The 17,156-nt window shown below is 71.2% G+C and carries 14 protein-coding genes; 10 read left to right on the forward strand and 4 right to left on the reverse strand.

Translation table 11 applies throughout. From position 1 onward, the window contains the following. Positions 1-22: 22 nt before the first annotated feature. On the reverse strand, positions 23-430 hold the full coding sequence (locus tag BKK79_RS03510; protein ID WP_071012320.1) for a hypothetical protein: 408 nt from the start codon (positions 428-430) through the stop codon (positions 23-25). A 21-nt stretch (positions 431-451) separates the two neighbouring features. Next, entirely contained in the window at positions 452-1,678 is a 1,227-nt protein-coding gene (locus BKK79_RS03515) for an FAD-dependent oxidoreductase (RefSeq protein WP_071037125.1), read from the reverse strand. 176 nt (positions 1,679-1,854) lie between these two features. On the opposite strand from BKK79_RS03515, the gene BKK79_RS03520 reads away from it, so the two are divergent. The 8 genes from BKK79_RS03520 (at position 1,855) to BKK79_RS03555 (ending at position 11,084) form a co-directional block, all read left to right on the forward strand. Next, positions 1,855-2,829: an AraC family transcriptional regulator gene (locus BKK79_RS03520; RefSeq protein ID WP_083384025.1), complete on the forward strand. Its 975-nt coding sequence runs from the start codon at positions 1,855-1,857 to the stop codon at positions 2,827-2,829. A gap of 151 nt (positions 2,830-2,980) precedes the next feature. Beyond that, complete coding sequence (locus BKK79_RS03525) at positions 2,981-3,715, forward strand: YceH family protein (protein WP_071037127.1); 735 nt, start codon at positions 2,981-2,983, stop codon at positions 3,713-3,715. Between the two features lie 99 nt (positions 3,716-3,814). Beyond that, positions 3,815-4,681 carry a LysR family transcriptional regulator gene (locus tag BKK79_RS03530; protein WP_071012314.1) on the forward strand — a complete coding sequence of 289 codons (867 nt, stop codon included), beginning with the start codon at positions 3,815-3,817 and terminating at the stop codon, positions 4,679-4,681. Between the two features lie 179 nt (positions 4,682-4,860). After that, positions 4,861-5,949, forward strand: coding sequence for a putative 2-aminoethylphosphonate ABC transporter ATP-binding protein (locus BKK79_RS03535; RefSeq protein ID WP_071037129.1), 1,089 nt, complete (start codon positions 4,861-4,863; stop codon positions 5,947-5,949). Positions 5,950-5,956: 7 nt separating this feature from the next. Next, positions 5,957-7,708, forward strand: a complete 1,752-nt coding sequence (locus BKK79_RS03540; RefSeq protein ID WP_071016264.1) for a putative 2-aminoethylphosphonate ABC transporter permease subunit — start codon at positions 5,957-5,959, stop codon at positions 7,706-7,708. Positions 7,709-7,869: 161 nt separating this feature from the next. Further along, entirely contained in the window at positions 7,870-8,733 is an 864-nt protein-coding gene (gene phnX / locus BKK79_RS03545; protein ID WP_071012311.1) for a phosphonoacetaldehyde hydrolase, read from the forward strand. A gap of 92 nt (positions 8,734-8,825) precedes the next feature. Then, positions 8,826-9,851: a putative 2-aminoethylphosphonate ABC transporter substrate-binding protein gene (locus tag BKK79_RS03550; RefSeq protein ID WP_071012309.1), complete on the forward strand. Its 1,026-nt coding sequence runs from the start codon at positions 8,826-8,828 to the stop codon at positions 9,849-9,851. Beyond that, complete coding sequence (locus BKK79_RS03555; RefSeq protein WP_071037131.1) at positions 9,852-11,084, forward strand: TIGR03364 family FAD-dependent oxidoreductase; 1,233 nt, start codon at positions 9,852-9,854, stop codon at positions 11,082-11,084. It abuts the gene before it with no gap. A 36-nt stretch (positions 11,085-11,120) separates the two neighbouring features. Here BKK79_RS03555 and BKK79_RS03560 read toward each other — a convergent pair whose 3' ends face one another. Then, positions 11,121-11,522 carry a hypothetical protein gene (locus tag BKK79_RS03560; protein WP_071012305.1) on the reverse strand — a complete coding sequence of 134 codons (402 nt, stop codon included), beginning with the start codon at positions 11,520-11,522 and terminating at the stop codon, positions 11,121-11,123. A gap of 378 nt (positions 11,523-11,900) precedes the next feature. On the opposite strand from BKK79_RS03560, the gene fusA reads away from it, so the two are divergent. Next, a complete protein-coding gene (gene fusA, locus BKK79_RS03565; protein ID WP_071012303.1) occupies positions 11,901-13,949 on the forward strand; it encodes an elongation factor G in 2,049 nt (682 codons plus the stop codon). Between the two features lie 13 nt (positions 13,950-13,962). Here the strand turns inward: fusA and BKK79_RS03570 are convergent, their stop codons facing one another. After that, positions 13,963-14,613, reverse strand: a complete 651-nt coding sequence (locus BKK79_RS03570; protein ID WP_071012301.1) for a TetR/AcrR family transcriptional regulator — start codon at positions 14,611-14,613, stop codon at positions 13,963-13,965. Between the two features lie 240 nt (positions 14,614-14,853). Between BKK79_RS03570 and BKK79_RS03575 the strand changes: the two genes are divergently transcribed. Continuing rightward, positions 14,854-17,145: a xanthine dehydrogenase family protein molybdopterin-binding subunit gene (locus BKK79_RS03575; RefSeq protein ID WP_071037132.1), complete on the forward strand. Its 2,292-nt coding sequence runs from the start codon at positions 14,854-14,856 to the stop codon at positions 17,143-17,145. Positions 17,146-17,156: the final 11 nt, after the last annotated feature.

The following is a 17,156-nucleotide window of genomic DNA, read 5'->3' on the forward strand; positions in this document are numbered from 1 at the left end:
GTGTGCCGGCCAGGCGGAGCGGCTAGCCGGCCAGCCGCTCCCTGGCCAGTTCCTGCGCTGCCTGCGCCGACGGCGCGATCGCCATCGGTACGCCGAAGGCCTTCACCGCCAGCGCTGCCTGTGCATTCAGGGCCACGCGCTTGAGCGCATCCGGCTCGACGGCGATCACCGCCTTGCAGAGGCGGGCAAGCGCCTCCTTGTTGCGCTTGAGCCAGAGCGCACGTACCTTGCGGTCCGCATGCTCCTCTTCGGCCTGGCGCTCCGGCATCAGGATCACGAAGGGAAACTGCTGCCGCAGCAGCTCGTCCATCTCCCGCTCCCACTGCGCGGCGTAGCCCGGGCGGACGGCCTCGCGCCGGGTCCAGACCAGCGGGAACGCGGCGATATCGTGAACGGTAAACGGTGTGGCGTGCTCGAATACCTGGGTCATGGCATTGCTCCTTCTGCTTCTTCAAGCCGCGTCCGCGGCATCCATGGCAGCGGCGAGGCGTGCCGCCGCCGCGGCCGAGGCCTCCAGCGCAGCCGCCGCGCGCTCGCGCATGCCCGCCTCGTACCGCCCCAGCGCCGCCGGCAGGGCTTGATAGCCACCTGCCACCGCAGCCAGGCATGCGGCGAGCTCCGCGGCATCCTGCAGCGCCGTATTGGCTCCGACTCCGCCAGCCGGCGACATCGCATGCGCCGCGTCACCGAGCAGGGTTGCCTCCCCGGCCGGCCAGAGGGCGGGCTGGCGCGCGCTGCGCACGGGCAGCATGGCGATACTGCGCGGGTCGGTCTGATCGAACACCGTCCGCAGCGCCGGATGCCAGTCGGCGACCAGTCCGGCCACCTGCGCGAAGCGCCGTGCAGGCGTCGCTTCGGCATCGGCCGGTCCGACGCGCGCCCGCGGGCCGATCACGGCCCAATAGAAGTAGTCCTCGACCGCGCCGAGCCGGCAACCCGGTGCCAGGCGCGCGGCCAGTTGCGGCAGCGGCTCGCGGAAACGCATGGGGTCGAGGATGGCGGCAAAGCCATCGGCGAAAATCACCGAGGTGCCCTGGCACAACGCCTCGCCGGCCGCGCCGGCATCGCGCCGCAGCGCTGGCATGGCGGCACTGCGGCCGTAGAAGCAGACGGCGCCGGTGTCCTCCGGCGCGGCCGCCGGCGCCAGTTGCGCGCGGACCGGGGAATGCACGCCATCCGCGCCGACCAGCACGCTGGTGGCCAGCGCCGTGCCATCGTCGAACGCCACCCGCAGGCCGCCTTGCCCCATCGGCGCGTGGCGCAGGTAGGACTTGCCGAAATGCACCCGGCTCTCGATGCCGCACAGCAGGATCTCGCGCAGCGTCTGCCGGTGCGCGCTGAGGTCGCCACCGGCAGGCGCGCCGGCCTCGTCCACCGTGCGCCGCCAGCCGGGCGCCGGCCTGCCACGCGTCGGCCTCAAGCCGGTGTCGAAGAAACTCCCCGCGCTGGCGGCGACGGCACAGCTGTGCCGGAACAGCACGTCCAGGCCGGGCGGCAGGCACGCCGACAGCGCGCGCTGCCCGTCGGCATCGATGCGGATACGGTAGCCCTGGGCGCGGCTGTCCGGCCGCGCATCGCGCTCGAAGACGTCGAAGGCGATGCCCGCGCGCTGCAGGCCCTGGGCCAGGCACAGGCCGCCGAGGCCCGCGCCGATGATGGAAACGTGTAGACCCTTCATCGTGGATTCTTCCTGTGACCGGCGGCGGCCCATGCCGCAGCGCCGTGCCGACAAAGGTAGCCCGGCCGCGCCTTTCCGCGATAACGATATTCGGACGATAATTAATGCAATTCGGCCAACCCGGGGAAAGCCTCGCGCGGCGGCCTATCCCCACCCTGCAGGAGATGCCACGGGAAATGCCACGCACGACAGGCCGCAAAGGACAGGACCAGGCATCCGTCCAGGCATCCGACGACACCAATGCCAAGGCGCACGGCGCTCCGGACAAGCGGCGCGGCGGTGACCACGGGAAGCCTCGCCAGCCGCTCCGGGCCACGCTCCTGGCCACGCCGCCGGAGAGCGAGACCGTCCTCGCCCTGCGCGACCTGAGCGACCGCGCCGACGGCCCCGCGCTGGTCGCCTTCTGGGGCTCGGAAGCCGCGCAGAGCGAGTTCCGCCTCGGCACGCGCGAATACGGCTGGCACCGGCACCTGCGCGGCCAGTTCTTCTGCATCGAGAACGGGCTGGTGCACGTGCGCACCCGGCACGGCTCCTGGATCCTGCCGCCGCACCGTGCCGGCTGGCTGCCGCCCGGCATCGAGCACAAGGTCAGCATCAGCGGCGCGCTGAGCGGCTGGGGCGTGATGCTGACGCCGGCCGCCAGCGGCGGACTGCCGCCGGAGCCCCGCGTGCTCGGCGTCAGCGAGCTGTTGCGCGCGCTGGTGCGCCGGGCCACCTCGTGGTCGCAGGCGGAGCACCTGCTGCCGGAACAGGAGCGGGTGGTGGCGGTGCTGCTCGACGAGATGCGCCTGGCGCCGCACGAACCGCTGCACCTGCCGATGCCGTCCGACCGCAGGCTGCTGCGCGTTGCCACGGCGCTGCTGGCGCAGCCGGCCGACGCGCGCACGCTGGCGTCGCTGGCCGGCGAGGCGGGGCTGTCCGAGCGCACGCTGCGGCGCCTGTTCCTGGCCGAGACCGGCATGAGCCTGCAGCAATGGCGCCAGCAGGCACGCCTGACCTTGGCGCTCGAACGCCTGGCGGGCGGCGATGCCGTCAACGACGTGGCCGAAGCGCTCGGCTACGCCACTCCGAGCAACTTCATCGCCATGTTCCGCAAGGCCTTCGGCGACTCTCCCGCGCGCTACTTCTCGCGCCGCCGGGAGCCGCTTTAGGCCCGCGCCCGGCAATCGCGGCTATCATGTCGCTCGCCGGCCGGCCCCGCGCAGTCGTGGCGCTGCGCCCGCCGGCTCCAACATGCCTCTCCCGGAGCGCGGCGCGGCATGCGCGCGCTGCGGGCGAGGCGAGCAACCCGCGGAACCGACCATGCAAACCGAAGCCCCATCCACCGCCCGCCCGGCCATGCGGCCGCTGACGCCCCTGGAGGCACGCGTGCTGGCCGTGCTGCTGGAGAAGCAGCACACCGTGCCAGACACCTATCCGCTGTCCCTGAACGCGCTCACCGCCGGCTGCAACCAGAAGACCGCGCGCGCGCCGGTCATGAATGTCAGCGAGACCGAGGTGCTGCAAGCCATCGAGGGCCTCAAGCAATTGAGCCTGGCCATGGAAGGCAGCAGCAGCCGCGTGACCCGCTTCGAACACAATATGGGCCGCGTGCTCGGTATTCCCAGCCAGTCGGCCGCCATCCTCGCGGTACTGATGCTGCGCGGCCCGCAGACGGCCGCCGAACTGCGCTTGAATACCGCCCGCCTGCATGGCTTTGCCGACACGTCCTCGGTCGAAGCCTTTCTCGACGAACTGGCCGACGGCGAACCGGCGCGCGTGGTCAAGCTGCCGCGCATGCCGGGGGAACGCGAACACCGCTGGACGCACCTGCTGTGCGGCGAGGTCGCCATCGACGCCATGGCGGCGGCGGACGCCGTCGGCCGCGGCGCGAACGACGATGCCCTCGCCGGCACCGCCGGCGGCGTCCCCATGGCCGAGTTCGCCGCGCTGCGCGCCGAACACGAGGCGCTGAGCGACAAGGTGGAACGCCTGCAGGCACTGATCGAGCGCATGGCTGGCGAGCTGGGCATCGCCGTCGACACCACCCAGCTGTGAGCCTGGCCGGCGGCCGCGTGCCGCGGCGCTCGGCCGCTCGGCTAGAATGAGCGCCGCTGCACCGCCGGCCCTGCCCGGCGCGCCCACCGCCCACCCCCGATGCTCGTCGCCCAACTCAAATCGTTCTTCATGGTCGCCCGCCTCGGCAGCATCACGCTGGCGGCCAAGCAGCTCGGCCTGAGCCAGCCGACCGTCACCTCGCAGGTCCGCGCGCTGGAAGAGGCCTACGGCGTCGAGCTGTTCCATCGCGGCGGGCGCCGCCTGGCCCTGTCGGATGCCGGCGTGCGCCTGATGCCCCTGGTCGACGAACTGGTGCGCCAGGAGACCGAGATCGACTTCATGCTGCGCAATTCCGGCGACCTCGGCTCGGGCCACCTGCGCATCGGCGCCACCGCGCCCTACTACGTGCTCGACATCGTCGACCGCTTCTGCCGCAGCCACCCGGGCATCGAGGTCAGCATCGAGACCGGCAATTCGGTGCAGATGCTCGAGGCGCTGCAGGAGTACCGCGTCGACGTGGCCCTGTCGTCGCACCGTGCCGACGACGCGCGCTTCCTGCGCCTCGAACTGGCGCGCGACCCGCTGGTGCTGGTGGTACACCGCCGCCACCCCCTGGCCGGCCGCGCCAGCCTGCCGCTGCAGGCGCTGGCGGACTGCCGCCTGCTGGTCCGCGAAGCGGGCTCGATCACCCGCGCGATGACCGAGACCATGCTCGCGCAGGCCGGCGTCAGCGCCCGCGCCACGCTCGAGATCGGCAGCCGCGAGGCCATCCGCGAAGCCATCCTGCGCGACCTCGGCGTCAGCGTGATCGCCCGCCACGAGGTACCGGACCATCCCGAGCTGCGCGTGATCCCCTTCGCCGGCGCCACACCCGAACTCAGCGAATACCTCTATTGCCTGCAGGACCGGCGCGAGGCGCGCCTGATCGCCGCCTTCCTGGCCCTGGTGCGGACGTTCGCCCGATAGACCATCGGCTCGGCCGTCCGCCACCCGCCGGCGGGGCTTGCGCCACCCGTGCCCGCCACCCGCCGCGGTGGCCCATCGCAAAACCAGCAATGACCGCATCGGCGTTTTTGCGATAACTGCCACGGTGCCTACATGTCGGCTGGCTACAGTGCAAGGCGTCAACCACCACGCTTGCGCCGATGTCCCAGCCCCCCAACGCCCCCCAAGCCGGCACCGCCAGCCCCGCCTTCCTGTCCGTGCGCGGCATCTCGCGCCGCTTCGGCGCCTTCACCGCGCTCGACGGGGTTTCGCTGGACGTGGCGCAAGGTGAATTCGTCTGCCTGCTCGGCCCTTCGGGCTGCGGCAAGACGACCCTGCTGCGCATCGTGGCCGGCCTGGAGGACTGCGACGGCGGGCAGATCCTGGCCGGCGGCCGCGACATCACGCAAGCGCCGCCGCGCGAGCGCGACTACGGCATCGTGTTCCAGTCCTACGCCCTCTTCCCCAACCTGACGGTGGCGCAGAACGTCGCCTATGGACTGGATTCGCGCAACACCGACCGTGCCCGGCTGCGCGCGCGCGTCGCCGAGATGCTGGCCCTGGTCGGCCTGGCGGGCAGCGAAGAGAAGTACCCCGCGCAACTGTCCGGCGGCCAGCAGCAGCGCGTGGCGCTGGCCCGCGCGCTGGCCCCGGCGCCGTCCCTGCTGCTGCTCGATGAGCCGATGTCGGCGCTCGACGCGCAGGTACGCGAGCACCTGCGCGTGGAACTGCGGCGGCTGCAGCGCAAGCTGAACGTCACCACGGTGATGGTCACGCATGACCAGGACGAGGCCATGGCCATGGCCGATCGCATCGCGGTGATGTCGAATGGCCGCATCGAGCAGACCGGCGCGCCGCAGGACATCTACGCCGCCCCGGCCACCGCCTTCGTGGCGGGCTTCGTCGGCCAGGCCAACTGGCTGCCGCTGGAGCATGCCGGCGACGGTTCGCTGCGCCTGGCCGGCCAGCCGCTGCAACTGTGCCCCGCCCAGGCCGCGCCGCGCGGCCGCGCGCGCCTGTTCTGCCGCCCCGAAGCCGTCACCCTGCATGCCCCCGAAGGCATGCCCAACCGGCACCTGGCGCGCATCACCGACCAGCTCTACCTGGGCAGCCGCAGCCGCGTCACGCTGGCGCTGGATGGCCTCGAAGACACCCCGGTGGTTGCCGAAGTCCCTTCGGCAGCGCTGCCGGCCGGCGGCGGCAAGCTCTGGATCGCGCTGCAGCGCGACGGCCTGCGCGTCTATGCGTGAGGCGGCCATGTCGACGATCCCGCGTGAACTGAGGGCCGCCACGCCGGCTGCCGCCGCTCCCGCCACCCGCCGCGGCCGCGCGCCCGGCGAAGGCGCCGTGCTGGGCAGCATGAAGCTGGCCTGGCTGGCGCTGCTGCTGCTCGGCCTGCTGCTGCCGCTGGCCGCGATGCTGCTGCAGGCCACCGGCCTGGTGACCACCGCGCGTGGCGGCGAACACGGGCTGGCGCTGGTGGCGCACGTGCTCGGCGACGCCAATTTCCTGCCGATGGTGGGGCGCAGCCTGGCCGTGGCCGCCACCGTGGCGGCCATCGTGGTACCGCTGGCCTTCGCCTTCGCCTATGCGATGCAGCGCACGCGCCTGCCGCTGCGCGGCGTGCTGCGCGCGCTGGCCATGCTGCCGCTGTTCGCACCCTCGCTGCTGCCGGGCATCGCGCTGGTCTACCTGTTCGGCAACCAGGGCCTGTTCAAGGACTGGGTGGGCGGCAGCATCTACGGCTTCTGGGGCATCGTCGCCGGCGAGGCGTTCTACACCTTCCCCTATGCCCTGATGCCGCTGCTGGCCACCCTGGCGCTGGCCGACGGCCGTCTCTACGACGCCGCCCGCGCCATGGGCGCCGGGCCGTGGCGCACTTTCCGCACGGTCACGCTGCCCGGCGCACGCTATGGCCTGTTCGGCGCCTTCGCCCTGGTCTTCACGCTGGTCGCCACCGACTTCGGCGTGCCCACCGTGGTGGGCGGCAGCTACCAGGTGCTGGCGGTGGAAGCCTACAAGGCCGTGGTCGGCCAGCAGCAGTTCGCGCGCGGCGCGGTGATCGGCCTGCTGCTGCTGCTGCCCGCCGTGCTCGCCTTCGGACTGGAGCGGCTGGTACAGCGGCGCCAGCATGCGCAGATGGCCAGCCGCGCCCAGCCCTATGCGCCACGCGCCAACCGCCTGCGCGACGCCGCCTTCCTGCTGCTGGCGCTGCTGGTGGCCGGCTGGATCCTGCTGATCCTGGCCACCGCCGTGGGCGCCTCGCTGGTCAAGCTGTGGCCCTACAACCTGGAGCTGACGCTGCGCAACTATGATTTCGACAATATGGACGGAGGCGGCTGGCTGGCCTACCGCAACAGCCTGAAGCTGGCCACGCTGACCGCTGTGTTCGGCACCGCGCTGATCTTCACCGGCGCCTGGCTGCTGGAAAAGACCCGCGCCGGCCGCCTGGCGGCCTGGACGCACCCCTTGATCCGCCTGTGCATCCTGCTGCCGATGGCGGTGCCCGGGCTGGTGCTCGGCCTCGGCTACGTGTTCTTCTTCAACCACCCGGCCAACCCGCTGCATGGTCTGTACGGTGGCATGGCGCTGCTGGTGCTCTGCACCATCATGCACTGCGCCACCACCGCGCACCTGACCTCGGTCTCGGCGCTGGGCCAGCTCGACCCGGTCTTCGAAGCCGTATCGGCCTCGCTCAAGGTCGGCGCGCTGCGCACTTTCTGGCGCGTCACCCTGCCGATCTGCCTGCCGACGGTGCTGGCCAATGCCCGCTACCTGTTCGTCTCGGCCATGACGACAGTGTCGGCGGTGATCTTCCTGTACAGCCCGGACACCGTGCTGGCCTCGGTGGCCGTGCTCAATATGGACGACGCCGGCGATATCGGCCCGGCCGCCGCCATGTCCACGCTGATCCTGCTGACCTCGATCGCCGCCACGCTGCTGCTGTCGCTGCTGACGCACCGCCTGGTGCGGCGCACGCAGGCCTGGCGCAGCGCGCCGCGCGACTGAGGCAGTGAACCCACCGCGGGCTGCCGGGGCACCTCCATGCCCGTGCGGCGGCCGCCGGGCAAGACAGGAGCGCGCCGCAACCCGGCCTCCGCCACAAGACGATAGCCACACCACCACGACTGGCCGTCCGCCAGGACACTGCCTGAGACAACGCACCGACCATGGAACAAGCAAGCACCCCGATCGCGCGCCGCGAAGCCGCACCCGCCACGGCCCTGCGCCTGGAAGCCGCCATCCTCGACTGGGCCGGCACCGTGATCGATTTCGGCTCCTTCGCGCCGACGCAGATCTTCGTCGAAGCCTTTGCCGAGTTCGGCGTGGCCATCACTCTCGAAGAGGCACGCGGCCCGATGGGCATGGGCAAGTGGGACCACATCCGCGCCCTGTGCAACGATGCCGCCATCGCCGCGCGCTTCGCCCTGGCACAGGGGCATGCCCCGACCAATGACGACGTCACCGCCATCTACGAACGCTTCATGCCGCTGCAGATCGAGAAGGTCGGCGCGCATTCGGCACTGATTCCCGGCGCGCTGGAAACCATCGCCGCGCTGCGCGCGCAGGGCCTGAAGATCGGCACCTGCTCCGGCTACCCCGCCGCCGTGATGGCGCGCGTCGTCGAGTATGCCGCCGAGGCCGGCTACCGCCCCGACTGCGTGGTCGCCTCCGACGAGGTGCCGCGCGGCCGTCCCTGGCCCGCGCAGGCCTTGCGCAACGTGGTCGAGCTCGGCATCGGCGACGTCGCCGCCTGCGTCAAGGTCGACGACACCGTGCCGGGCATCGAAGAAGGCCGCCGTGCCGGCATGTGGACGGTGGCGCTGCTGATGTCGGGCAATGCGCTGGGGCTGACCTACGAACAGTACGCCGCGCTGCCCGTGACCGAGCGCGCCCGCCACCGCGTGGCCATCTCGGCCGGCTTCGCCGCCTGCCGCCCGCACTACGAGATCGACACCATCGCCGACCTGCCCGCCGTGGTGGCCGATATCAATGCGCGCCTGGCACGCGGCGAACGGCCGCAGTGCCAGTGAGGCGCCCGCCGCGCGCCTGCGCCGCACCTGCCGACCGTCTTGCCCATTCCATCCGTCTCATCCTTAGCCGTATCCGAACCAGGAGAAACTCCATGACCGCTCGCTTCGCCCTGCCGGCCGCCATCGCCGCGGCCGCCGCCACGCTGCTGGCCGGCCCCGCCCAGGCCGCCACCACGCTGACCGTCTACACCGCGCTGGAAGCCGACCAGGTGGCCGCCTACAAGGCCGCCTTCGAGAAGGCCAACCCCGATATCGAGATCAAGTGGGTGCGCGACTCCACCGGCATCGTCACCGCCAAGCTGCTGGCCGAGAAGAACAATCCGCACGCCGACGCCATCTGGGGCCTGGCCGCCTCGAGCCTGGCCATCCTCGACAAGGAAGGCATGCTGACGCCGTACGCGCCGGCCTCGCTGGCGCAGATCGACGCCCGCTACCGCAGCGGCGCCAACCCGCCGGCCTGGGTCGGCATGGACGTCTGGGGCGCGGCGATCTGCTTCAACACCGTGGAAGCGCAGAAGCAGAAGCTGCCCAGGCCGACCTCCTGGGCCGACCTGGCCAAGCCCGTCTATGCCGGCAAGATCGTCATGCCGAATCCGGCTTCGTCGGGCACCGGCTACCTCGACGTGAGCGCCTGGCTGCAGATGATGGGCGAGCAGAAGGGCTGGGCCTACATGGACGCCCTGCACCAGAACATCGGCCAGTACACCCACTCCGGCTCCAAGCCCTGCAAGATGGCCGCCACCGGCGAGTTCCCCATCGGCATCTCCTTCGAGTACCGCGCGGTGAAGACCAAGAAGGAAGGCGCGCCGATCGACATCGTGCTGCCGTCCGAAGGCCTGGGCTGGGACATCGAAGCCACCGCCATCGTCAAGGGCACCAAGAACCTCGACGCCGCCAGGAAGCTCGCCGACTTCTCCGCCAGCCCCGCCGCCATGGCCCTGTACGAGAAGAACTTCGCCGTGACCGCCATGCCCGGCGTCGCCAAGCCGGACGCGCTGCTGCCGGCCGACTATGAGAAGCGCCTGATCAAGAACGATTTCGCCTGGGCCAGCGCCAACCGCGACCGCGTGCTGGCCGAATGGTCCAAGCGCTACGATGGCAAGTCGGAGAAGAAGTAAATGATGGTGCCGTCCGATACCTCGCCGCGCCTCGATGGCGAGACCGATGTCGCCATCGTCGGTGCCGGCATCCTCGGACTGGCACACGCAGCCGCGGCGCTCCGCCGCGGCCTGCGCGTGACCGTGTTCGAACGCAGCGACATCGCGGTGGGCGCCTCCATCCGCAATTTCGGCCAGATGCTGGTGACCGGGCAGCCGCCCGGCATCATGCTGGACCTGGCGCGCGAGAGCCGCGCGCTCTATCTCGGCTGGGCCGAGCGCGCCGGCCTGTCGGTGCGCGCCAACGGCTGCCTGCTGTTCGCCCGCGATGCGCAGGAAGAGGCGGTGCTGGAGGAGTTCATGGACACCCGGGCCGCCGCCTTCGGCTATCGCGTGCGCCTGCTGCGCGGCGCCGCGCTGTCCGGGCTCTACGATGGCCGGTTCGCGCGCCATCATGCAGCCCTGCAAGGCACGGAAGATTTGCAGCTCTATTCGCGCGAGGCCGTGCCGGCGCTGGCCCGATGGCTGGCCGGCCAGGGCGTGCGCTTTCACTTCGGCACGCTGGTGCGCCACGTGGAGGGTGGCCGTCTCGACACCACGGCCGGCCCCTGCCGCGCGCAGCACGTCATCGTCTGCAGCGGCCACGACTACCAGACCCTGTGCGCCGACCAGTTGCGCGCGCTGCAGCCGCAGGTATGCCGGCTGCAGATGCTGCGCGTGGCGCCGCTGGACGGCTTCGCGCTCGAGCACGTGGTACTGACCGGGCTGTCATGCACGCACTACGGCGCCTTCTCGGACCTCACCTCGGCACGCGCGCTGGCCACGCGCATCGCGCAGCAGCGGCCCGAGCTGGAGCGCCACGGCATCCACCTGCTGGTCAGCCCCACGCCCTACGGCGACTGGATCGTCGGCGATTCGCACGACTACGGGCAGGACGCGCGCCCATTCAACGCCGAGAGCGTCGATACCCTGATGCTCGACCTGGCGCGCGAGGCGCTGGGCTCCGGACTGCGCGTGATCGAGCGCTGGCAGGGCGTGTACGGCGCCAAGCGCCGCGTGCCCGAGGGCGGCGCCTTCTCGGTGACACGCGTCGACGCTCGCACCACCGCCGCGCTGATGCACAGCGGCATCGGCATGAGCGTCGGCCCGGCGCTGGCGCGCCGCCACGTCGACGCTTTGCTCGACGGCAGCGCGCTGCCGGCCTGGACGCCGCCGGCCCGGCCCGGCTTGCACCAGGCAGCCACCGCGGCCTGAGCCGGCACGCCGCGGCGCCGGCGCGCCCCCGGGACCTCAGGCCTTGTGGTGCGCGTCGGCGTCGAGTTCGCGCTCGGCGGCCTCGCCCGAATGGCCCTTGTAGTAGAGGTGCACGCCGATCGCCAGCGAGTCGTGGCGGATTTCCTGGAAGGCCTTCCATGCCTTGACCGGGTCGCGGAACACCAGGTAATGGGCTTCCTGTTCGATCAGCGTGGCGACCTGGTGCAGGCCGTGCCCGTGCAGCACGTTCACCAGCGCATCGAGGCTGCGGTGCGTGCGCGCGTCGCTGCGCGGGTACAGCATGTGCAGGATCGCGACGCGCTGCGGCGCTACCAGCGCCGACAGCGCGACAACGATCTGCTGGTGGTTCAGGGCGCTGACGACCGTGTCGGCATCATGCTGGTGGCCGGGGAAAAGGGCTTCGATGGTGGTTACCATGGCTTCGCTTCCTGTTGCCTTCGATGGGCTTTATTGGCTTTGGGTGCGCAGCTGGCAGGCGCGCGGCCGGCCAGGGCGCTGGAGACGGCTGGCCGCCGGATCGAGGCGGGCTCCGCTTCGCCTCGGGGGGCACGGCCAGTCGCGCCGCTCGCTGCACCGCACCGGACATCCCGCGCTGCAGCAACGGCATGGTGCACTGTAGCGCAGGGCTTGTATCAGGGAAAACCCTGAAAGTCGCAATACACTGTTCCGCAAGCAGGACAGTCGTGAGCGTACGGCGTCCAACACGCGCCCTGCACAGCATTTGGCGCCGCGGCCGATTTCGCCAATAATGGGCTCACTGACTGGCATCTGCCATCGCTGCACGAGGGGGCGACCATGCTTCGCGGTCCCGATGCAATTCGTACCATTGCCCTGCTGGGCCATGCGGGGGGCGGCAAGACCTCGCTGATCGAGGCACTGCTGCACCGGGGCGGCGCGCTGCACGCGGCGGGCAGCGTCGAGCGCGGGACCACGGTGTGCGACTCCGACCCGCTCGAACGCAAGTATCACCACTCCCTCACCTCCGCCGTCACCCACCTCGACCACGCCGACACCCGCCTCTACCTGATCGACACCCCGGGCTATCCCGACTTCGCCGGCCTCGCGCTGAGCGCGCTGCCGGCGGTGGAGACCGCCGTCATCGTGATCCATGCGCAGACCGGCGTGGAGATGACCACGCGCCACATGATGGCCTGGGCGGCCGCGCGCAAGCTGTGCCGGCTCATCGTGGTCAACGGCATCGATTGCGACAAGATCGACCTGCCCGCCCTGGTAGCCGACATCCAGGAGGCCTTCGGCAAGGAGTGCCTGCCCATCAACCTGCCGGCGGCCCACGCCGGCCAGGTCGTCGACTGCTTCTTCGATCCGTCCGGCGAGGCGGATTTTCTTTCTGTGGGGTCGGCGCACGACGCGCTGGTCGACCAGGTCATCGAGATCGACCCGGAGCTGATGGAGCGTTACCTGGAGCAGGACCAGGCCATCACGCCCGAGCAGTTGCACGCGCCGTTCGAGCGCGCGCTGCGCGAAGGCCACCTGGTGCCCATCTGCTTCACCTCGGCCGCCAGCGGCGCGGGCATCGCCGAACTGCTCGACGTGTTCGTGCGGCTGCTGCCCAATCCCGCCGAAGGCAACCCCCCGCTGTTCTACCGCGAGGCGAACGGCAAGCGCGAAGCGGTGCGGGCCGAACCCGATCCCGGCAAGCACGTGCTGGCGCACGTCTTCAAGATCGTGGCGGACCCTTATATCGGCAAGCTGGCGCTGTTCCGCATCCACCAGGGCACGGTCGCGCGCGACAGCCAGCTCTACATCGGCGCCGGGCGCCAGCCGTTCAAGGTGTCCCACCTGCTGCTGCTGCAGGGCAAGGAGCACACTGAGGTGCCGCGCGCCGGTCCGGGCGATATCTGCGCGGTGGCGAAGATCGACGAGATCGGCTTCGATGCGGTGCTGCACGACGCCAGCGAGGACGGCGACATCCACCTGGTGCCGCTGGACTTCCCCACGCCGATCTACGGCCTGGCGATCGAGCCCGCGCGGCGCGGCCAGGAACAGCGCCTGGCCGAGGTGATGCAGAAGCTCGGCGCCGAGGATCCCTGCCTGCGCATCGAGCATCCGGCCGACACCAACGAGACGGTGGTGCTGGGCCTGGGCGAGTTCCACCTGCGCTGCCTGCTGGAGCGCCTGACCGAACAGTACAAGCTGGAGGTGGTCACGCGGCCGCCCAAGATCGCCTACCGCGAAACCATCGGCGGCAAGGCCGAGGGCCAGCACCGGCACAAGAAGCAGACCGGCGGTGCCGGACAGTTCGGCGAGGTCATGCTGCGCGTCGAACCGCTGCCGCGCGGCAGCGGCTTCGAGTTCATCGACGCGGTCAAGGGCGGCGCGATTCCGGGCCAGTTCCTGCCGGCTGTCGAAAAAGGCATCCGCCAGGTGCTGGACAGCGGCCCGCTGGCAGGCTTCCCCATGCAGGACGTGCGCGTCACCGTGTACGACGGCAAGAGCCACCCCGTGGACTCGAAGGAGGTCGCCTTCGCCACGGCAGGACGCAAGGCCTTCATCGACGCCGTGCTGAAGGCGCGGCCGAGCGTGCTGGAGCCGATCGTCGACATCGAGGTGCTCACGCCCGAGGCGGCGATGGGCGACATCATCGGCGACCTGTCGGCCAAGCGCGGCCAGGTGCGCGGCACGCGCGGCGCGACCAGCCACAGCGTCGTCGTGATGGGCAAGATCCCGCTGGCCGAACTGAACGACTACCAGACGCGCCTGAACAGCCTGACCGGCGGGCACGGCAGCTACACCATCCAGTTCAGCCACTACGATCCGGTGCCGCCCGCGCAGCAGGACCAGATGGCATCGCGCCACAAGGCCCGCGGCGAAGCGTCGGGCTGAGCGCCTCCGTCGCCTACGCGCGCGGGCGCGGCTGCCGCTGCCGTGGCGGCACCCGCGCCTGCAGGCCCGCCAGGAAGATCTCCCCGGCCCGCTGCGCCAGGGCCCGGTGGTCGATGGGCTCGTCCACGCCGGGTTCGAACTCGATGCGGCCATCGAGGATCAGCAAGGCCAGCCCGTGCGCCAGGCTCCACGCCGCCATCGCCTCGGCGGTCGCCGGCCGCGCGATGTCGAGCGCCTCGATCGCCGTGCGCACTGCGTCCAAGGCGCGGAAGCCCGCCGCGGCGAGCTGGGGATGGTCCGCCTTGCGCAACTCCGGGCCGAACATCAGGCGGTAGATGGCCGGCTCGGCCGCAGCGAACTCGAGATAGGCACGCAGCAGGTCGGCGAAGCGCAGCGCCGCCTTGCGGCGCCGCGGCAGGGCCTCGAAGCGCGCGTGCAGGCGCTCGAAGCCGCGCGCGGCCACGTCTGCCAGCAGCGCGTCCCGGTTCGCGTAATGGCGATAGGGTGCGGCATGCGACACGCCCACGCCGCGCGCCACTTCGCGCAGGCTGACCTCGGCGACGCCGCGTGTCTGCAGGATGCGCTCTGCCTCGGCCCGCAGGGCCGGCTGCAGGTCGCCGTGATGGTAGGGCGCGGCCTTGGCGCGCGACGCGGGTGGATTCATGGAGGCCTCCGGGCCGGGATGTGTGGCACGCAATGCCTGCAGCGGACAGGCCGATTCAAACGCGCGCACTTTGCCGAACCGATGTTGACAGTGCTTACATCGCTAGTTTATGTTGTCGCCGTCAACATGAAAAGCACGGCGGCCACCGCGGCCGGACGCGCGGCGCTGCCGCCGTGGCACATCGTCCACGGATCGCTCCCCAAGCCCTGCGGATACCGCCCCGGAACCAGGAGACAACGCATGGTCAGTCGAAGAACCTTCCTGCGCGCCAGCGCGGGCGCCGTCGGTGCCGCGGGCGCGCTGGTGGTCGGCTGGTCGGTGATGCCGGCGCGCCAGCGTCTGCTGACCGCCGAGCCGCTGCCGCTCGGCCCCGCCCAGGCGGCGCTCAACGGCTGGCTCAAGGTCTCGCCGGACAACACCGTCACGGTGATGATGAGCAAGTCCGAGATGGGCCAGGGAGTGTACACCGGGCTGGCCATGCTGCTGGCCGAGGAACTCGATGCCGACTGGTCGCAAGTGCGCATCGAGCAGTCCCCCATCGACAAGATCTACAACAACGTCGCGGCCACTGTCGACGGCCTGCCCTTCCACCCTGACGACCAGGGTGCGCTCAAGCGCGCGGCCGGATGGATGACCGGCAAGCTGATGCGCGAGATCGGCGTCATGATGACCGGCGGCTCCTCCAGCATCAAGGACCTTTGGCTGCCCATGCGCGAAGCCGGCGCCTCGGCGCGCGCCATGCTGGTAGGCGCCGCTGCCGCGCAGTGGCAGGTGCCCGCGCAGGAGTGCCGCGCCGAATCGGGCAAGGTGCTGCACGGCTCCGGCCGCAGCGCCACCTTCGGTGAACTGGCGGCGCTGGCCGCGCAGCAGCCGCGTCCGGACAAGGTGGCACTGAAGGAGCCCGCGCGCTTCAAGCTGGTCGGCCAGCCGCTGCATCGCATCGAGGCCGCCGCCAAGCTCGACGGCTCGGCCCGCTTCGGCATCGACGCCGCACCCGACGGCCTGCTCTACGCCAGCGTCGCCATGTGCCCCACGCTGGGCGGCAAGGTGGCACGCTTCGACGGCGCCGCCGCGGCGCGCCTGCCGGGGGTGCACAAGGTGCTGGCGGTCGAGCCTTACCACGGCGGCAGCGGCGGCGTGGCGGCCATCGCCGACACGCCCTGGCACGCCATGCGCGCGCTCAAGCAGGTCACGGTCGAATGGGACCACGGCGCGGCCGCCAGCACGTCCAGCGACGCCATCTTCACCCAGCTGGCGGCCACGCTCGACAAGGCCGACGGCCACGCCTACTTCAGCCGCGGCGACGTCGACGGCGCGCTGGCCGGCGCCGCGCGCAAGGTCAGCGCCGAGTACCGCGCGCCCTACCTGGCACACGCGGCGATGGAGCCGGTCAACTGCACCGTGCAGGCGCAAGACGGCGCCGCCACGGTGTGGGCCTCGACCCAGGTGCCGGGCATCGCACGCGACCACGTGGCCAAGGTGCTGGGCATCGCCGCCGACAAGGTCGACCTGCGCGTGCAATTGCTCGGCGGCGGCTTCGGCCGGCGCCTGGAGGCCGACTACGTGGCGCAGGCCGCCGCCATCGCGCGCGCCATGCCCGGGCGGCCCGTGCAGACCATCTGGTCGCGCGAGGAAGACACCCGCCATGACTTCTACCGCCCTGCCTGCGTCTCGCGCTTCCAGGCCGGGCTCGATGCCGACGGCAAGCTGGTGGCCTGGCGCAACACCTCGGCGGGCCAGGCCATCATGCCCAATGTGCTCAAGCGCAGCTTCGGCCTGCCCGGCGCGGGTCCGGACAAGACCACGTCCGAGGGCGCCTTCGACCAGCCCTACGAGTGGCCCAACGCGCGCATCGCCCACGAAATCGTCGACCTGCCGGTACCGGTCGGCTTCTGGCGCTCGGTCGGCCATTCGCACCAGGCCTTCTTCAAGGAGAGCTTCCTCGACGAAGTGGCGGCGGCGGCGGGCCAGGATCCGGTCGCCTTCCGCGCCGCGCTGCTGGCGCAGCATCCGCGCCACCTGGCCGTGCTGCGGCGGGCCGCCGCGCTGGCCGACTGGGGCAAGCCGCTGGCGCCGGCCGATGACGGCAGCCCGCGCGCGCGCGGCGTCGCCCTGCACCAGTCCTTCGGCTCCATCGTGGCGCAGGTGGCCGAGGTTTCGCTCGGCCAGGACCAGGGCCAAGGCAAGCGCATCCGCGTGCATCGTGTGGTGTGCGTGGTGGATTGCGGCACGCCGGTCAACCCGAACCTGATCCGCCAGCAGATGGAGAGCGCCATCCTGTTCGGTCTGTCGGCCGCCCTCCATGGCGAAATCAAGGTGGTCGACGGCCAGGTGCAGCAGAGCAACTTCCACGACTACCCCGTGCTGCGTATGCACGAATGCCCGCGCATCGAGACCGAGATCATGTCCAGCCAGGACGCTCCCGAAGGCGTGGGCGAACCGGGCACGCCACCCATCGCGCCGGCCGTCGCCAACGCGCTGTTCGCCTTGACCGGCCAACGCCAGCGCGCCCTGCCGCTGCGGCCGGCCTGACCAGCGCAGAT

This window comes from Cupriavidus sp. USMAA2-4 (assembly GCF_001854305.1).
Classification (GTDB): domain Bacteria; phylum Pseudomonadota; class Gammaproteobacteria; order Burkholderiales; family Burkholderiaceae; genus Cupriavidus; species Cupriavidus malaysiensis.